9 protein-coding genes, 1 tRNA gene and 1 pseudogene are annotated in these 17,633 nt (G+C 70.3%); 1 reads left to right on the forward strand and 10 read right to left on the reverse strand.

What is annotated here, in order from left to right; translation table 11 throughout:
• Positions 1-67: 67 nt before the first annotated feature.
• The 8 genes from IE207_RS23505 to IE207_RS23540 all read right to left on the reverse strand — a co-directional run bounded on the left by IE207_RS23505 (position 68) and on the right by IE207_RS23540 (position 13,925).
• Positions 68-448, reverse strand: coding sequence for a helix-turn-helix domain-containing protein (locus IE207_RS23505; protein ID WP_190186260.1), 381 nt, complete (start codon positions 446-448; stop codon positions 68-70).
• A 109-nt stretch (positions 449-557) separates the two neighbouring features.
• Entirely contained in the window at positions 558-1,067 is a 510-nt protein-coding gene (locus IE207_RS23510) for a CinA family protein (RefSeq protein ID WP_190186283.1), read from the reverse strand.
• Positions 1,068-1,132: 65 nt separating this feature from the next.
• Positions 1,133-1,789, reverse strand: a complete 657-nt coding sequence (pgsA, locus tag IE207_RS23515; protein ID WP_190186261.1) for a CDP-diacylglycerol--glycerol-3-phosphate 3-phosphatidyltransferase — start codon at positions 1,787-1,789, stop codon at positions 1,133-1,135.
• Positions 1,786-3,282, reverse strand: coding sequence for a 30S ribosomal protein S12 methylthiotransferase RimO (rimO, locus tag IE207_RS23520; RefSeq protein ID WP_190186262.1), 1,497 nt, complete (start codon positions 3,280-3,282; stop codon positions 1,786-1,788). The genes pgsA and rimO overlap by 4 nt, the downstream gene beginning before the upstream one ends.
• A 113-nt stretch (positions 3,283-3,395) precedes the next feature.
• Positions 3,396-4,286 carry a helix-turn-helix domain-containing protein gene (locus IE207_RS23525; protein ID WP_190186263.1) on the reverse strand — a complete coding sequence of 297 codons (891 nt, stop codon included), beginning with the start codon at positions 4,284-4,286 and terminating at the stop codon, positions 3,396-3,398.
• Positions 4,287-4,506: 220 nt separating this feature from the next.
• Entirely contained in the window at positions 4,507-7,272 is a 2,766-nt protein-coding gene (locus IE207_RS23530) for an FtsK/SpoIIIE family DNA translocase (RefSeq protein ID WP_190186264.1), read from the reverse strand.
• 154 nt (positions 7,273-7,426) lie between these two features.
• A complete protein-coding gene (locus tag IE207_RS23535) occupies positions 7,427-8,110 on the reverse strand; it encodes a response regulator (RefSeq protein ID WP_190186265.1) in 684 nt (227 codons plus the stop codon).
• Positions 8,111-8,384: 274 nt separating this feature from the next.
• Complete coding sequence (locus IE207_RS23540; protein WP_190186266.1) at positions 8,385-13,925, reverse strand: hybrid sensor histidine kinase/response regulator; 5,541 nt, start codon at positions 13,923-13,925, stop codon at positions 8,385-8,387.
• A 168-nt stretch (positions 13,926-14,093) separates the two neighbouring features.
• Between IE207_RS23540 and IE207_RS23545 the strand changes: the two genes are divergently transcribed.
• Positions 14,094-16,676: a SpoIIE family protein phosphatase gene (locus IE207_RS23545; RefSeq protein WP_229873916.1), complete on the forward strand. Its 2,583-nt coding sequence runs from the start codon at positions 14,094-14,096 to the stop codon at positions 16,674-16,676.
• Between the two features lie 30 nt (positions 16,677-16,706).
• Here IE207_RS23545 and IE207_RS23550 read toward each other — a convergent pair.
• A pseudogene (locus tag IE207_RS23550) lies at positions 16,707-17,344 on the reverse strand (HdeD family acid-resistance protein).
• 148 nt (positions 17,345-17,492) lie between these two features.
• Positions 17,493-17,568, reverse strand: a tRNA-Thr gene (locus IE207_RS23555).
• Positions 17,569-17,633: the final 65 nt, after the last annotated feature.

A 17,633-nucleotide genomic window follows, 5' to 3' on the forward strand; every position in this document is an offset into this window, starting at 1 on the left:
CCCACCCGGTGCCTCACGCACCGGCCGGGGCTCCGGCCACACTCATACGCGCTTCACGCGCTCGCCTTCACGCGGCTACGACGTTCACCGCTTCCACGGGCGACTTGATGGTCACCCGCTCCGTGGTACCCGTGACCGAAGCCACGGAGACCGAATTGAGCATCGGGCGCACCGGTGCCGGCACCGGTTCGCTTGCCGTGGCCGACTGCGCAAGCTCAGCCAGCGACAGCTCGTCACTGACTTCGCGCATCAGCTCGGACATCCGTACGTCCAACGCGTCGCAGATCGCGGAGAGCAGCTCGGAGGATGCCTCCTTCTGCCCCCGCTCCACCTCGGAGAGATAGCCGAGAGAAACTCGGGCGGACGAGGAGACTTCGCGCAGAGTACGGCCCTGGCGCTGGCGCTGCCGACGCAGCACGTCACCCAGCAGGCGACGGAGCAGAATCATCGGTGGCTCCCTCCTCTGACCGTGTAGCCGTAACCTTCACGCCCCACCGTACCGCCTCGCGCCGCGGCCGTGCGGGGAGCGATGTCGTGTTCACTCAGGGCTGCAAACATCAAATCCCCCCGTTCTGTTCCGTATCCTGCCCCCGCAGATTCTCGCGGAGTTCGCTCGAGAGGAGTTCGAGCACTGTCCGTGCACTCTCCCTACGGATTTCCGTCCGGGAGCCGTTCAACCGCAGACGGGCCGTTTTCCTGCCCTCCGGACCGGCCACGGCGACGAAAACGGTGCCCACGGGCTGCCCGTCCTGCGGGTCCGGACCGGCCACCCCGGTCGTCGCGATCCCCCACGAAGCACCCAGCGCGCGGCGCACCCCGACCGCCATCTCCTGCGCGACCTGCGCGTTCACCGCGCCTTCGGCCGCCAGCAGCTCCGCGTCCACCCCGAGGAGCCGGTGTTTGAGCCCGGTCGCGTACGCGGTCACCGAGCCACGGAAGGATTTTGACGCGCCCGGCACCGCCGTCAGTTCCGCGGCGACCAGACCACCGGTCAGCGACTCCGCCACGGCGAGCGTCTGGTCACTCTGCGCAAGCAGGGCCAGTACGGTCCCGGCCACCTGTGCGATTGCGTCGGGCGCGGCGGCACGTCCCGCGGCGCCACCCGCCTCCGGAAAATCACCCGCCGCGTCCGTCACGTCGCGGCCCGCTCCGCGGCCAGCCCCCTGCGGCGCAGGACGACGGCCTGGCGGATGTAATCCAAACCGGTGACCACGGTCAGCACGACGGCGACCGCCATCACCCAGAACCGCAGGGTCGCCAGCGGGCCGGTGAGGGCCAGCACGTACATGCCGACCGCCGTCCCCTGGGCGAGGGTCTTGAGCTTGCCGCCCCGGCTGGCCGGAATGACTCCGTACCGGATCACCCAGAAGCGCAGGAGCGTGATCCCCAGCTCCCGGCCGAGGATCACCCCGGTCACCCACCAGGGAAGGTCACCGAGCCAGGAAAGACAGATGAGCGCCGAGCCCATGATCGCCTTGTCGGCGATGGGGTCGGCGATCTTCCCGAAGTCGGTGACCAGGTTGTACGTCCGGGCCAGGTGTCCGTCGAAGATGTCCGTGATCATGGCGACAGCGAACGCCGCCCACGCCAGAGCCCGCCAGACGGGGTCGTAGCCCCCGTCGGCGAGCAGCAGCAGGACGAATCCCGGCACGAGCACCAGCCGGATCATCGTCAGGATGTTGGCGATGTTCCACAGACTGGCCTGATTGACGGCCGCGGTCCCGAGCCCCGCGCCGGGCGAGGGCCGGCGGCCGGTCCCGCCCGCCGCAGGTGCCGGGACTCCGGTCATCCGGCCGCCTCCTCAAGATCCAGGCCCAGGGGCTCGGCAACCAGGTCCACACCCAGCGTGCCGACGACCTTCGCGGTCACCATACGGCCGGGCACCAGGCCGGTGCCGTCCGTGAAGACGACCTGGCCGTCGGTCTCGGGCGCCTGGTGCGCGGCGCGCCCGTAGGCACCTTCGCCGTCCTCGGCGTCCTCGCCGATGGCCGTGACCGTCTCGACGAGTACCTCAAGGGTCTCCCCGATCCGCTCTTCCGCACGCTGGGAGGTCAGCTCCTCCGCGAGCCGCTGCATGTGCGCGAGCCGCTCGGCGATGGTCTCGGCGTCCAGCTTGTTCTCGTAGCCGACGGCCTCGGTGCCGTCCTCGTCCGAGTAGCCGAAGACGCCGATGGCGTCGAGCCGCGCGTGGGTGAGGAAACGCTCCAGCTCGGCGAAGTCCGCTTCGCTCTCGCCGGGGAACCCGACGATGAAGTTGGACCGGACGCCGGCCAGCGGGGCCTTGCCGCGGATGGTGTCGAGCAGTTCCAGGAACCGGTCCGTGTCGCCGAAGCGGCGCATGGCGCGCAGCACGTCGGGCGCCGAGTGCTGGAAGGACAGGTCGAAGTAGGGCACGACCTTCGGCGTCGAGGTGAGGACGTCGATCAGGCCGGGCCGCATCTCGGCGGGCTGGAGGTAGCTGACGCGGACGCGCTCGATGCCGTCCACCCCGGCCAGCTCGGGCAGCAGCGTCTCCAGCAGCCGGATGTCGCCGAGGTCCTTGCCGTACGAGGTGTTGTTCTCGGAGACCAGCATGATCTCCTTGACGCCCTGCTCGGCGAGCCAGCGCGTCTCGCCCAGCACGTCGCTGGGGCGGCGGGAGATGAACGAGCCGCGGAAGGACGGGATGGCGCAGAAGGAGCAGCGCCGGTCACAGCCGGAGGCGAGCTTGACCGAGGCGACCGGGCTCTTGTCCAGGCGGCGCCGCAGGGGTGCGCGCGGACCGGAGGCGGGCGCGAGGCCCTCGGGCAGGTCCGCGGGGGCCTCTGCGGGCTCCTGGGCGTGTCCGGGCAGGGCCACCTCGGCGTCCTGGCGGGCGGCCGGGCTGATCGGCAGCAGCTTGCGCCGGTCGCGCGGGGTGTGGGAGGCGTGGATGCCGCCGTTGAGGATGGTCTGGAGGCGGTCGGAGATGTCGGCGTAGTCGTCGAAGCCGAGCACGCCGTCGGCCTCGGGGAGCGCTTCGGCGAGTTCCTTGCCGTAGCGCTCGGCCATACAGCCGACGGCCACGACGGCCTGGGTCTTGCCGTGATCCTTGAGATCGTTGGCTTCGAGGAGGGCGTCGACGGAGTCCTTTTTGGCGGCTTCGACGAAGCCGCAGGTGTTGACGACGGCTACGTCCGCATCGGCGGCGTCCTCGACGAGCTCCCAGCCATCCGCCGCCAAGCGGCCTGCGAGCTCCTCCGAGTCCACCTCGTTACGGGCGCAGCCAAGAGTGACAAGGGCGACGGTACGGCGTTCGGGCATGGACTCAAGACTACTTCGTCCCGGCGTCGGCCCCTGCCCCGCGTCCCCACAGCAAGATCCCCGGGAGGCCGTCGGGGCCTCCCGGGGATCCGGAATTTTGCGGTCCGCGCTGGTCAGCCCGCCTGGGCCTGGCCCTGGCGCGGGTCGTCCTTGGTGTAGGTGAGCCGTTCGACCTGCCCCGGCTGGAACTGGTCCTTGATCTCCTTGCCGTTCACGAACAGCTTGACGACCCCGGCGTCGCCGAGTACGAGGTCGATGGACTCCTTGTCGGTGAACGTCTTGGACTCGCCGAGGGCGAGCGTCCCGTCGAACAGCGACCGGCCGCTGTGGTCCTTCGCGGAGATCCAGCTCTCTCCGTCGTTGGCCGTCAGGACGACCGTGACGAGGTCCTTGGGCGCTGCGGCGATGGCGCTGTCGGAGGGCGCCGGCTTGGGCGCCTTCGGCGGCTGCTGGGGCGCGGCCGGTTTGCCCGCCGGCTTGGGCGCGGCCGAGGCGGAGGAACCTTCCGCCAACGGCCGGCTCCCCTTGGTGTCGCCGCCGCCGCCGAAGGCCGTGAAGCCCACGAAGCCGATGACGGCGACGATCGCGGCGACCATGGCCGCCGTCCAGTTCGGCCGCTGCCGCTCGGGACGGATGCGTTCGGCTTCGAACATCGGCGCGGGGGGCGTGGGTGCCGGCCGGCCGCCGTGGGCCGCGTCGTAGGCCTCGACCAGGGGTGCCGGATCGAGGTGGACGGCGCGGGCCAGCGTACGGATGTGACCGCGGGCGTAGACGTCGCCGCCGCACCGCGTGAAATCGTCTTCTTCGATCGCGTGCACGATCGGGATGCGCACGCGGGTGGTGGAACTGACCTCGTCGACAGTGAGCCCGGCGGCGATCCGGGCCTTCTTGAGGGCCGTCCCGATGGACGGTCCTTCGACGGTACGTTCGACGAGGCGGTCCTCGGACCGGTCGTCGGTCGAAGGCCGCTCTTCTTCGGGGGAGTTGGCGTTGCCGATGGACACGAGGGCGCCTTTCGAGCGTGTAGCCACCTGCTGGATTCCCAGTCTAGGGGGGTGACGAAAGGGTGGAGCAACCGGAGGGGTGGCGTCCCTAGGCCATACGAATGGCTATCGGGTCTGCGGGTGGTGCGGACGCGGTTCGGCGGCCCCGCGCCGCAGCGCGGTGTCCGCCGCTTCCCTCAACTTGACGCTCGGCCCGGGGAAACGGTTGCCCGGGAAATGCTTACGGCTGATCCTCCCCGCGGATGACTGCCAGTACCCCGTCCAGCTCGTCCGGCTTCACCAGCACGTCACGCGCCTTCGAACCTTCGCTCGGGCCGACGACTCCGCGCGATTCCATCAGGTCCATGAGACGGCCGGCCTTCGCGAAGCCGACGCGCAGCTTGCGCTGGAGCATCGATGTGGAGCCGAACTGGGTGGTGACCACCAGTTCCGCCGCCTGGCACAACAGGTCCAGGTCGTCGCCGATCTCCTCGTCGATCTCCTTCTTCTGCTTCTGCCCGACCGTGACGTCATCGCGGAAGACGGGCGCCATCTGGTCCTTGCAGTGCTGCACGATCCCGGCGATCTCCTCCTCGGTGACGAACGCGCCCTGGAGTCGGACCGGCTTGTTCGCGCCCATCGGGAGGAACAGCCCGTCACCCTTGCCGATCAGCTTCTCGGCCCCGGGCTGGTCGAGGATGACCCGGCTGTCGGCGAGCGAGGAGGTGGCGAACGCGAGCCGCGAGGGCACGTTCGCCTTGATCAGACCGGTGACCACGTCCACCGAGGGCCGCTGGGTGGCGAGCACCAGGTGGATGCCGGCCGCACGGGCCAGCTGGGTGATGCGCACGATCGAGTCCTCGACGTCGCGCGGGGCCACCATCATCAGGTCGGCGAGCTCGTCGACGATCACCAACAGGTACGGGTACGGGCTCAGCTCCCGCTCGCTGCCCGGCGGCAGCGTGATCTTGCCGTCCCGGATCGCCTGGTTGAAGTCGTCGATGTGCCGGTACCCGAAGGCCGCGAGGTCGTCGTAGCGCAGGTCCATCTCCCGCACGACCCACTGGAGGGCCTCGGCGGCCCGCTTGGGGTTGGTGATGATCGGGGTGATCAGGTGCGGGATGCCCTCGTAGGCCGTCAGCTCGACCCGCTTGGGGTCGACCAGGACCATCCGCACGTCCTCCGGGGTGGCCCGGACCATCACCGAGGTGATCAGGCAGTTGATGCAGGAGGACTTGCCGGATCCCGTGGCGCCGGCGACCAGCACGTGCGGCATCTTCGCGAGGTTGGCCATGACGTAGCCGCCCTCGACGTCCTTGCCGAGCGCCACCAGCATCGGGTGGTCGTCCTCGGCGGCGTCCGCGAGGCGCAGGACGTCACCGAGGTTGACCATCTCCCGGTCGGTGTTGGGGATCTCGATGCCGACCGCCGACTTGCCCGGGATGGGGCTGATGATCCGCACGTCCGGCGAGGCGACGGCGTACGCGATGTTCTTGGCCAGGGCGGTGATGCGCTCGACCTTCACGGCGGCGCCGAGCGTCACCTCGTAGCGGGTGACCGTCGGGCCGCGGGTGAAGCCGGTGACCTGCGCGTCGACCTTGAACTCGGTGAACACGTTCGTCAGCGAGGCCACCACCGCGTCGTTGGCGGCGCTGCGGGTCTTGCCGGGGCCGCCGCGCTCCAGCAGGTCCAGCGAGGGCAGTGCGTACGTGATGTCCCCGCGCAGCTGGAGCTGCTCGGCGCGCGGCGGCAGGGGTTCGCTGCGCGGCGGGGTCTTGGTGAGGTCCGGTACCGACAGGGTGCCGGACGCCGCGGCGGTGCTGTCGTGCGGCCCGGCGGGCTCGGCGGCGGCCGGCGGCTGTTCCTCCCGCGCGGGCGGCACCGGGGTCGTGGGCTCCGCCGCCCCGGGTCCGCGCTGGGCAGTGATCCCCTGGGTGAGATCGGCGACCACCGGGGAGGGCGGCAGCCCGCCGTAGACGACCCCGTCCAGCGCGGCGGCGGCCGCGGCGGCCACGTCGACGGCGTCCATCTCCCGGTCCATGGCGGGCCGGGACGCGCTGGGGCGCGGCTTGCGCCGCCGGGCGAGCGCCTCCTCCTCGGCGGCGCCGGCCGGGTCCCCGGTCGCGGCCCGGGCCTGCCAGCGTGCCGGGTCGTGGCGGCCCGGCCGGTCCTGCGGAACCGCGCCCCCGGGCTGCCCGAAGCCCTCGTCGTACTCGTTCGGCTGGATCAGCCCGAGCCGGATCCCGAGCCGCCGCAGCCGCTGCGGGATGGCGTTGACGGGCGTGGCGGTGACCACCAGCAGCCCGAAGACGGTGAGGAGGACCAGCATCGGTACGGCCAGCGGCGCGCCCATGGTGAAGATCAGCGGCTTCGAGGCGGACCAGCCGATGAGCCCGCCCGCGTCCTGCATCGCGGTGGTGCCCTCGCCGCGGCCGGGTGCCCCGCAGGCGATGTGTACGAGTCCCAGCACGCCGATGACCAGGGCGGACAGGCCGATGCCGATCCGGCCGTTGGCGTCGGTCTGCTCGGGATGACGGATGAAGCGCACCGCCATCACACCGAGCAGTATCGGCACGAGCAGGTCGAGGCGCCCGAACGCACCCGTGACCAGCATGGTGACCAGGTCACCGACGGGTCCGCTCAGGTTCGACCAGGTTCCGGCGGCGACGATCAGCGCGAGCGCGAGCAGCAGCAGCGCGACGCCGTCCTTGCGGTGGGCGGGGTCGAGGTTCTTGGCGCCCCGGCCGACGCTACGGAAGACGGAGCCGACCGCATGGGCGATCCCGAGCCACACGAAGCGCACCAGCCGCACCACGCCCCCGGTCGGGGACGGTGCGGGTTTGGCGGCGGCCTTCTTGACGGGCGGGCGCCTGGCCGCCGCGGCCTTCCTCGCCACGGGCTTGCGCGCGGGGGCCGCTTTCTTCGCCGGCGCGGCCGTACGCCCGGTGCGGCTCTTCGCGGCACCCGCCGCGCTCTGGGAACCCTTGCCGGACGTACTTGAGGCCATGCGCCCGAGGTTACCGGTGCGCACGCCGGTGGACACGCGTGCCCACCCCTTCACCCGTTCGTGTCGCCCGGCGGCGGTGACGGTCCGCCAGACCTGACGTACCGCCAGCGGGGCCGCCACGGGCGGCCCTACGCAGGGGACCGGCCCGGGGTGCTCAGCCCTGGAGCGGCAGCACGGCCGCCCCGCCGCCGGCCCCGGGTTCCAGCGCGTCCAGCGCCCTGCGCAGGCCGGTGAGCTTGCGCTCCAGGTGGGCCGCGGTCGCCACGACCGACGCGTCGGCCGCCTCCTCGCCGAGTTGCTTGGTCAGCGCCTCCGCCTGCTCCTCCACCGCCGCGAGCCGTGCGGACAGCTCGGCCAGCAGCCCGGGCGTTTCCTTGCCGGCGTCCACGCCGCCCGAACCGCCGCCCTCCAGTTGGAGCCGCAGCAGCGACGCCTGCTCGCGCAGCTGACAGTTCTTCGTGTAGAGCTCGACGAAGACCGAGACCTTGGCGCGCAGCACCCAGGGGTCGAACGGTTTCGAGATGTAGTCCACCGCGCCCGCCGCGTAACCGCGGAAGGTGTGGTGCGGACCGTGGTTGATCGCGGTGAGGAAGATGATCGGGATGTCCCGGGTCCGTTCCCGCCGCTTGATGTGTGCGGCGGTCTCGAAACCGTCCATGCCCGGCATCTGGACATCCAGCAGGATGACCGCGAAATCGTCCGTCAGCAGCGCCTTGAGCGCTTCCTCTCCCGACGACGCCCTGACCAGTGTCTGATCGAGCGCGGAGAGGATGGCCTCCAGCGCCAGCAGATTCTCCGGCCTGTCGTCGACCAGGAGGATCTTGGCCTTCTGCACCATGCCCTGTCCTCCTCGCCCCGGCATGGGGCCTCCCCGGCTCCTGGCACCGGCCTGTTCGCCGGGCCCCGCCCCAGAGGACGGCATCCTTGCGCCGTCCGTCCTTGTGCCGGTCATCGTAGCCCCAGTCCCGAGATCGCCACACCCTGTCACCAAGATGTCACTGTGCACGAAGCAGAAACGGTGTGGGGGAGCAGAAGGTTCCCCGTATGCCGCCCTTCCACACCGTTTCCGCCACACTGAGTCAGCAATCGGTGTCAGCAGCCCCCCTCATTGATCATTTCCCGCGCATCCACTGTTCCATCACGGACAGCAGATAATCGGGTTCCACCGGCTTGGTGACGTAATCGGAAGCACCGGAGTCGATCGCCTTCTCCCGGTCCCCCTGCATCGCCTTCGCCGTCAGCGCGATGATCGGCAGCCCCGCGAACTGCGGCATCCGCCGGATCGCCGAGGTCGTCGCGTACCCGTCCATCTCCGGCATCATGATGTCCATCAGCACGACCGTCACATCGTCGTGCTGCTCGAGGACTTCGATGCCCTCCCGCCCGTTCTCCGCGTACAGCACGGCCAGTCCGTGCTGCTCCAGCACACTGGTCAGCGCGAAGACGTTGCGGACGTCGTCGTCGACGATGAGCACCTTCTCGCCGTGGAAGTCGTACGTCCGCGGCACCGGGGGAAGCTCCTCCAGCTCGCCGCCCCAACCGCTCCCGTCGCCCTGCGCGTCGGACTGCCCCGGCACCGCCGTCCGCGGCTCCAGGTCGCTCAGCGACTTGCGCCGCCGCCGGAACAGCGCGGCGGGCCCGCCCTGCGCCTGCGCGGCCCGGCCGCCGTCGGCCGCGGGCAGCGCCGGACGCCGCTCCCCCGGCTCGACCGCCGGTACGGGCACGGCCGCCGCCGCGTCCGCCGCAGCCTCGCGCCGCGCCTCCTCGGCCGCCGGCCTGCGGTACTCACCGCGCGCACCACCGGGCGTCGGCGGGGCGTACCCCTGCGGCGGCAACTCGCTCGGGTGCAGCGGCAGGTACAGCGTGAAGGTCGAACCCCGGCCGGGCTCGCTGGCCGCGTGGATCTCCCCGCCGAGCAGCCGGGCGATCTCCCGGCTGATGGACAGGCCGAGTCCCGTACCGCCGTACTTCCTGCTCGTGGTCCCGTCCGCCTGCTTGAACGCCTCGAAGATCACCAGCATCTTGCTCGCCGCGATCCCGATCCCGGTGTCCGTGACCGAGAACGCGATCAGATCCGCGTCGGCCTCCCGCAGCGAACCCGCCTCCAGCAGCTGCTCCCGGATCGCGGAGGGCACGTCCGCCCCGGCCGGGCGGATCACCAGCTCCACGGCGCCGCCGTCGGTGAACTTCACCGCGTTCGACAGCAGGTTGCGCAGCACCTGCAACAGCCGCTGCTCATCGGTGTGCAGGGTGGCCGGCAGCTCCGGCGACACCCGGACCGAGAAGTCCAGGCCCTTCTCCGCGGTCAGCGGCCGGAAGGTCGCCTCCACGTAGTCCACCAGCTGCACCAGCGCGATCCGCGTCGGCGAGACGTCCATCTTGCCCGCCTCGACCTTCGACAGGTCCAGGATGTCGTTGATCAGCTGCAACAGGTCCGAGCCCGCCCCGTGGATGGTCTCGGCGAACTCCACCTGCTTCGGGGACAGGTTCCCGTCCGCATTGTCCGCCAGCAGCTTCGCCAGGATCAGCAGCGAGTTGAGCGGCGTCCGCAGCTCGTGCGACATGTTCGCCAGGAACTCGGACTTGTACCGCATCGACACCGCGAGCTGCTCGGCACGCTCCTCCAGGACCTGCCGGGCCTCCTCGATCTCGGTGTTCTTGACCTCGATGTCCCGGTTCTGACGGGCCAGCAGCTCCGCCTTCTCCTCCAGCTCCGCGTTGGCGGCCTGGAGCGCCTTCTGCCGGTTCTCCAGCTCGTCGGAGCGCTCGCGCAGCTGCTCGGTCATCTCCTGCGACTGCTTGAGCAGCACCTCCGTCTTGGAGTTGACGCTGATGGTGTTGACGCTCGTACCGATCATCTCGGCGATCTGGCTGAGGAAGTCCTTCTGGATCTGCGTGAAGGGAGTGAAGGACGCCAGCTCGATGACGCCGAGCACCTTCCCCTCGAAGAGCACCGGCAGCACGATCACGTGCGCCGGAGGCGCCTCGCCGAGCCCGGAGGAGATCTTGAGGTAGCCGGGCGGGGTGTTCTCCACCAGGATCGTGCGCTTCTCCTCGGCGACCGTCCCGATCAGCCCCTCGCCGGGCCGGAAGGAGATCGGCATCTGTCCGCCCGCGTACGCGTAACTGCCGCGCATCCGCAGCTCGTACGAGCCGTCCCCGCCGCCGTCCGTCCCGATCTCGGTGCTGCCCCCGGTCGGCAGGGCCAGGAAGAAGGCGCCGTGCTGCGCGGAGACCACCGGGGTCAGCTCGCTCATGATCAGCGAAGCCACGTCGTCCAGCTCGCGCCGGCCCTGCATCAGGGCGGAGATGCGGGCCAGGTTGCCCTTGAGCCAGTCCTGCTCCTTGTTGGCCAAGGTGGTGTCGCGCAGGTTGGCGATCATCGTGTTGATGTTGTCCTGGAGGACCTGGATCTCGCCCGCCGCGTCCACGTCGATCTTGAGGTTCAGGTCGCCGCGGGTCACCGCGGTGGCCACCGCCGCGATCGCGCGCACCTGCCGGGTCAGGTTCCCGGCCATCTCGTTCACCGACTCGGTCAGGTCCCGCCAGGTGCCGTCGACGTCACGGACGCGGGCCTGGCCGCCCAGGATGCCTTCCGTGCCCACCTCGCGTGCGACGCGGGTCACCTGGTCGGCGAACGACGACAGCTGGTCGACCATCGTGTTGATGGTGGTCTTGAGCTCCAGGATCTCGCCGCGCGCGTCGATGTCGATCTTCTTGGTCATGTCGCCCTTGGCGATGGCGGTCGTGACCATGGCGATCTGCCGCACCTGACCGGTGAGGTTGGAGGCCATGAAGTTCACCGAGTCGGTGAGGTCCTTCCACGTCCCGGACACGCCCGGCACGTGCGCCTGACCGCCCAGGCGCCCCTCCGTACCCACCTCACGGGCCACGCGCGTGACCTCGTCCGCGAAGGACGAAAGGGTCTTCACCATCGTGTTGACGGTGTCCGCGAGCTGCGCCACCTCACCGCGCGCCTCGACGGTGACCTTCTTCGTCAGGTCACCGTTGGCGACGGCCGCCGAGACCTGCGAGATGTTGCGCACCTGCGAGGTCAGGTTGTTGGCCATCAGGTTGACGTTGTCGGTGAGGTCCTTCCAGATGCCCGTGACACCGCGCACCCGGGCCTGCCCGCCGAGGATGCCCTCGGAGCCCACCTCGCGGGCCACCCGGGTCACCTGCTCCGCGAAGGACGACAGCTGGTCCACCATCGTGTTGACCGTGGTGACCAGCTCCAGGATCTCGCCCTTGGCGTCCACCGTGATCTTCTTGGAGAGGTCGCCCATGGCGACCGCCGTCGTCACCTCGGCGATGTTGCGCACCTGCGAGGTCAGGTTGTTGGCCATGAAGTTGACGGACTGCGTGAGGTCCTTCCAGGTGCCGGAGACGCCCTTGACCTCCGCCTGACCGCCCAGGATGCCCTCGGTGCCCACCTCGCGGGCCACCCGGGTCACCTGCTCGGCGAAGTTCGACAGCTGGTCGACCATCGTGTTCAGGGTGTTCTTGAGCTCCAGGATCTCGCCCCGGGCGTCCACGTCGATCTTCTGCGACAGGTCACCGCGCGCCACCGCCGTCGCGACCTGCGCGATGTTGCGCACCTGCGAGGTCAGGTTCCCGGCCATGCCGTTGACGGAGTCCGTCAGGTCACGCCACACGCCGGCCACCCCGGGCACCTGCGCCTGACCGCCCAGACGGCCCTCGGTACCCACGTCGCGGGCGACGCGGGTCACCTGCTCGGCGAACGCGGAGAGCTGGTCGACCATCGTGTTGATGGTGTTCTTGAGCTCCAGGATCTCGCCCCGGGCGTCCACGTCGATCTTCTGCGACAGGTCACCGCGCGCCACCGCCGTCGTCACCTGGGCGATCTGGCGTACCTGGGACGTCAGGTTCCCGGCCATGAAGTTGACGGAGTCGGTGAGCTCCTTCCAGGTGCCGGACACCCCCTCGACCCGGGCCTGGCCGCCCAGGCGGCCCTCCGTACCGACGTCCCGCGCCATCCGGGTGACCTGGTCCGCGAAGGAGGACAGCTGGTCCACCATCGTGTTCACGGTGTTCTTGAGCTGGAGCATCTCACCGGAGACGTCCACCGTGACCTTCTGCGACAGGTCGCCGTTGGCCACCGCCGTGGTCACCTGCGCGATGTTGCGCACCTGGCCGGTGAGGTTGCGGAAGGCGGTGTTCACCGAATCGGTGAGGTCCTTCCAGGTACCGGCCGCCCCGGGCACCTGCGCCTGACCGCCCAGCTCTCCCTCCACACCGACCTCACGGGCCACGCGGGTCACCTCGGCACCGAACGACTGGAGCTGGTCCACCATCGTGTTGACGGTGTTCTTGAGCTCCAGCATCTCGCCGGCCACATCGACCGTGACCTTCTGCGACAGGTCGCCGTTGGCCACCGCCGTGGTCACCTGCGCGATGTCACGCACCTGCGTCGTCAGGTTCCGGAAGACCGTGTTCACCGAATCGGTGAGGTCCTTCCACGTACCGGCCGCCCCGGGCACCTGCGCCTGACCGCCCAGCAGACCCTTGGCACCGACCTCGCTGGCCACGCGCGTGACCTCGTCCGCGAAGGTCCGCAGGGTCTCCGTCATCTGGTTGATCGTCTCGGCCAGCTGCGCGACCTCGCCGCGCGCGCTCACGCGTACCTTCTGCGACAGGTCACCATTGGCGACGGCCGTCGTGACCTGCGCGATCCCCCGGACCTGGGCCGTCAGGTTCCCGGCCATCGTGTTGACGGAGTCGGTCAGGTCCTTCCACACGCCCGCGACCCCGGGCACCTTCGCCTGGCCGCCCAGCTCACCCTCCGTACCCACCTCACGGGCGACCCTCGTCACCTCGGAGGAGAAGGAGGACAGCTGGTCCACCATCGTGTTCACGGTGTTCTTGAGCTGGAGCATCTCACCGGCCACGTGCACCGTGACCTTGCGCGAGAGATCGCCCTTGGCGACCGCCGTCGTCACGAGGGCGATGTCACGCACCTGGGCGGTGAGCCGGTACGCCATCGTGTTGACGGAGTCGGTCAGGTCCTTCCAGGAACCGGACATGCCCCGCACCTGCGCCTGGCCACCGAGCTTGCCCTCGGTACCCACCTCCAGCGCCACCCGCGTCACCTCGTCGGTGAACGCCGACAGCTGGTCGACCAGGTTGTTGACCGTCCGCCCGACCTTGAGGAACTCCCCGCGCAGCGGATGCCCTGCCCCGTCGGCCGTCTGCGTCCGCAGGTCCATCCGCTGGTCCAGGTCACCCTCGGCGACCGCCGACAGCACCCGGCCCACCTCGGACACCGGCCGGGCCAGATCGTCCACGAGCTGGTTCGAGGCATCGATCGCGGCCGCCCAGGACCCCTCACAGGCACCTGTTTCCAGCCGCTCGCTCAGCTTGCCCTCGCGGCCCACCATCCGCCGCACCCGCGACAGCTCCCCCGTCAGGTGCAGATTTCGGTCGGCGACCTCGTTGTAGACGGCGGCCACCTCCGCCATCACACCCTCGCCGGACACCGTCAGCCGCTTGCGGAAATTGCCGTCCCGCATCGACACCAGGGCCGTGAGCAGACGGTTCAGAGCGGCGGTATCGACCTCCGTCGTACCGTTCCGCCGGGACCGCCCGCCCTTCGCGCGCGTCCCCGTACGCCGCACCGCTGCGCCAGACTCCACCGTGTCCCTCCCGAAAGGGTCGACCACTGTTCCACCGAAACCCGGCGAGTCAAACGCCCGGCTAGACCATCCTGCCCAGTGTTTCACCCTGGCCGAACCCGGCCATAACACTTCGGCACCATTGCACACCGCCCGCACTCCCCGGGTGGAATCCCCGACGACGGCACCATGCGGACCGCGAAGGTAAGTAACCTGGCACCCGATGTCCAACCGCGTCGAAGGAGACTTGTGATCACGGCACGGGCGGCTGCCAGTTTCGATCCCCTAGGACGCTCGGTGGCCGCGGCCCGCGCGTTCGTCCGCGACACCCTGCAGGGCTGGGGCTTCGCGGACATCATCGACGACGCCGTCGTGCTCACCAGCGAGCTCGTCACCAACGCCGTGGTACACGCCGGAACCCGCGCAGAGGTGCTGTGCCTGCGCACCGAGGACGGCGTACGCATCGAGGTGGCCGACCGGTACCCGGAACGCGAGCTCCCGCTCCGGCACCCCGGCGAACGACCCTACGCCGACCCCGACCGGGAGAACGGCCGCGGACTCATGCTCTGCGCCGCGCTCGCCACCCGCTGGGGAGTCGAGTACACCGCCACCAACAAACACGTGTGGTTCCGGCTCGACGTCCCGGACCGTCCGGTCGGTACCCGCTCGGCCGGGCCCGTCGTCCCCGACCAGCTGCTCCCCCTCGCCGACAGCCGGGTCCGCGTCGCCGTCATCCAGATCGACGCCTCCGACAGCGTCTGCGCCTGGAACGAGGACGCCGAGCACATCTTCGGCCACACCGCCGAGAAGGTCCTCGGCCGCCCGCTCGCCGAACTCGCGGCCTGGCCCCAGACCCCCGGCACCGGTACCGGCATCGCCGAAGCGCTCCGGCTGTCCCGCTGGGAAGGCAGCTACGGCATCCGCGGCGCCGACGGCCGCGTCATCCCCGTTTACGCCTCGCACCTGCGGGTACGCGACGCCCACGGCGAGCCGTCCATCGTCTGCCTCCTGGTCCACGACGACGAACGCGCCCTCCTCCAGACGCCCGCCCGCATCCCCTCCGACGCCGGCCAGCTCACCGAAGCCCGCCCCGCGGACCCCTTCGAGGTGTTCATCGGCTCCCCCGCCCCCGACGACCTGGACGGACTGCTCCAGCGCACCGTCGAGCGGGCCCGCGACATGCTCGACGCCGACGCGGCCTTCCTGCTGCTCGCCACCGACGACGAGACCGAACTCGAAGTCCGCGCCACCACCGGCCTGCCCTCCACCCGCCAGCGCTTCGCCCGCGTCCCCGTCGAAGCCGGCACCAACCGGTACGGCTCGGCCCGCATGCCCGCCGTACACGACGACCTCCTTGCCGTCCCCGGAGCCGTCCCCCTCCTGGAATCCACCGGCATGCGCTCCGTGGTCACCGTCCCCCTCAAGGTGGAAGGCCGCCTCACCGGCTCCCTCGGCGTCTCCGCCGAGAACCCCGGCCGCTACACCAACGAAGACGCCCTGCGGCTGCAGTTCGCCGCCGACCGCATCGCGCTCGCCGTCGAATCCGCCCGGCTGGGCGAGCTGGAACGCCTGCGCCGCGGCTCCCTCTCCTTCCTCGTCGAAGCCTCCGACCTGCTCGCCGGCACCCTCGACCGGGACCAGACCCTGGCCCTGATGGCCCAGATGACCGTCCCCACCCTGGCCACCTGGTGCGCCGTCTACACCATCGCCGACCAGACCTCCGACCCCTACCTCTCCTACGTGCTGCACGAGGACGAGGAACGCATCGACGGGCTCAAGGCCCTGCTCTCACAGGTCAGCCCGCCCGAACCGCTCCGCGAGGCCGGCGCCCGCCCCTGGCCGGAATCCGCCCTCGCCGTCGGCGGCGAGACCGTCGTCCTCCCCCTCCTGGCACGCAACCGCGTCATCGGCATGCTGACACTCGGCAAACCGTCCGAGGAGCACTTCCGCCAGGAGATCCTGGAACTCGCGGACGACCTCTCCCGCCGGGCCGCCCTGGCCCTGGACAACGCCCGCCTCTACTCCGAGCGCACCGCCATCAGCCGCTCCCTCCAGCGCAGCCTCCTGCCGCCCGGCTCCCCCGCCATCCCCGGCATCGAGGTCGAGGTCATCTACCGCGCGGCCGGCGAGGGCAACGAGGTCGGCGGCGACTTCTACGACGTCTTCCCCATCCGGCCCGGCGTCTACGGCTTCGCCATCGGCGACGTGTGCGGTACGGGCCCCGAGGCGGCCGCGGTCACCGGCCTCGCCCGGCACGCCCTGCGCCTGCTGGCCCGCGAAGGCCTCGGCGGCCCGGCGGTACTGGAACGCCTCAACGCCGCGATCCTCGACGAGGGCGCCCGCAGCCGCTTCCTCACCCTCCTGTACGGCGAGCTCCACCCCCAACCGGACGGTAGCGCCCTCATGAAGGTCGTCTGCGCCGGCCACCCGCTCCCGCTGCGCCTGCGCCCGGACGGCGAGGTCATCCCCGCCGCCGAGCCTCAGCCGCTGCTCGGCGTCATGGAGGACCTCGACCTCTACGAGCAGACCCTCACCCTGGACCCGGGCGACGTCCTTCTCTGCGTCACGGACGGCGTGACCGAACGCCGCGAAGGCACGCGCATGCTCGGCGACGACGGCCTCGCGGAAGTCCTCACCACCTGTACGGGCCTCACGGCCGGCGCCGTCGCCGCCCGCATCCTGCGCGCGGTGGAACGCTTCGCGGCCGAACCCGCCTCGGACGACATGGCGATCCTGGCCTTCCGCGTGCCCCAGCCGCGCGAGGGCGCCTAGCCGCGCACGGCCGGTGGTTCACACCGGGGTTCACGTCGGGGGTTCACGCCGGGGCTCGCTCCGGGGCGCGGATCTGATGCTGCGGGTGGAGGACCGCAGGGCGAAGGCCACCACCACTTCGAAGACGCCGAGCAGGACGAGCCACAGCCCCAGCAGCCGAGTGAGGGCGACCGCGGAGTCGACCGGGAAGCAGAGCACGACTATGCCCGCGACGGTGCCGAGAACGCCCAGGCCGAAGAGCAGGCCCCGGTGGGCGAGGCCCCGATCGGCGATGGCGACGTACGCCGTGAGCACTCCGGTGATCAGCCAGAACACCCCGAGGATCAGGGACAGCGCACCGATCGTCTGCATCGGGTGCCGCAGTACGAGAACGCCCGCCAGCAACGCCAGCAACGCGACCAGCACGCTCGCCAGCCGGCCACCGCCGTCCTGGCTGTGCGAAAAGGCCGTGACGAAGCGGAAGACTCCTGCGACGAGGAGCTGGAGACCGATGATGACGGCCAGGATGTGCAGCGTCTCATCGGGCCATACGAGGACCAGAATGCCCGGGATCAGGGTCACGAGGGCGAGCCGAACGCCCAGCGCCACGAGGCTCCGACTTGCTTGAGGACGTCTTCCGGGTCGCTCTGCGTGTGCCGCGGTGCCGCCGCGTCGGGGGGAAAGGTCATCACGCCTCCCAGGCAGGCCGGACGAGCCCCAGGACACGTCGAAGCCGCCGATCGCACCTGTTTTACCCTTCGAAACCACCATAACCAGGGCCGGTGCAACCCGCCAACGCAAAAAGGCCCCCGCCAAATGGCGGGGGCCTTTTCTGTTTGGAGCCCTTTAACGGAATCGAACCGTTGACCTTCTCCTTACCATGGAGACGCTCTACCGACTGAGCTAAAAGGGCGGGTTGTTCGGCGGCGTCCTACTCTCCCACAGGGTCCCCCCTGCAGTACCATCGGCGCTGAAAGG

It is taken from the genome of Streptomyces cirratus, from assembly GCF_014650775.1.
GTDB lineage: Bacteria > Actinomycetota > Actinomycetes > Streptomycetales > Streptomycetaceae > Streptomyces > Streptomyces cirratus.

Excerpts from the sequence above, each read along its gene's own strand:
- IE207_RS23545 (WP_229873916.1), top strand. The coding sequence starts at position 14,094 with ATGCGGACCGCGAAGGTAAGTAACCTGGCACCCGATGTCCAACCGCGT.
- rimO (WP_190186262.1), bottom strand. The coding sequence starts at position 3,282 with ATGCCCGAACGCCGTACCGTCGCCCTTGTCACTCTTGGCTGCGCCCGT.
- IE207_RS23535 (WP_190186265.1), bottom strand. The coding sequence starts at position 8,110 with ATGGTGCAGAAGGCCAAGATCCTCCTGGTCGACGACAGGCCGGAGAAT.
- IE207_RS23505 (WP_190186260.1), bottom strand. The coding sequence starts at position 448 with ATGATTCTGCTCCGTCGCCTGCTGGGTGACGTGCTGCGTCGGCAGCGC.
- pgsA (WP_190186261.1), bottom strand. The coding sequence starts at position 1,789 with ATGACCGGAGTCCCGGCACCTGCGGCGGGCGGGACCGGCCGCCGGCCC.
- IE207_RS23530 (WP_190186264.1), bottom strand. The coding sequence starts at position 7,272 with ATGGCCTCAAGTACGTCCGGCAAGGGTTCCCAGAGCGCGGCGGGTGCC.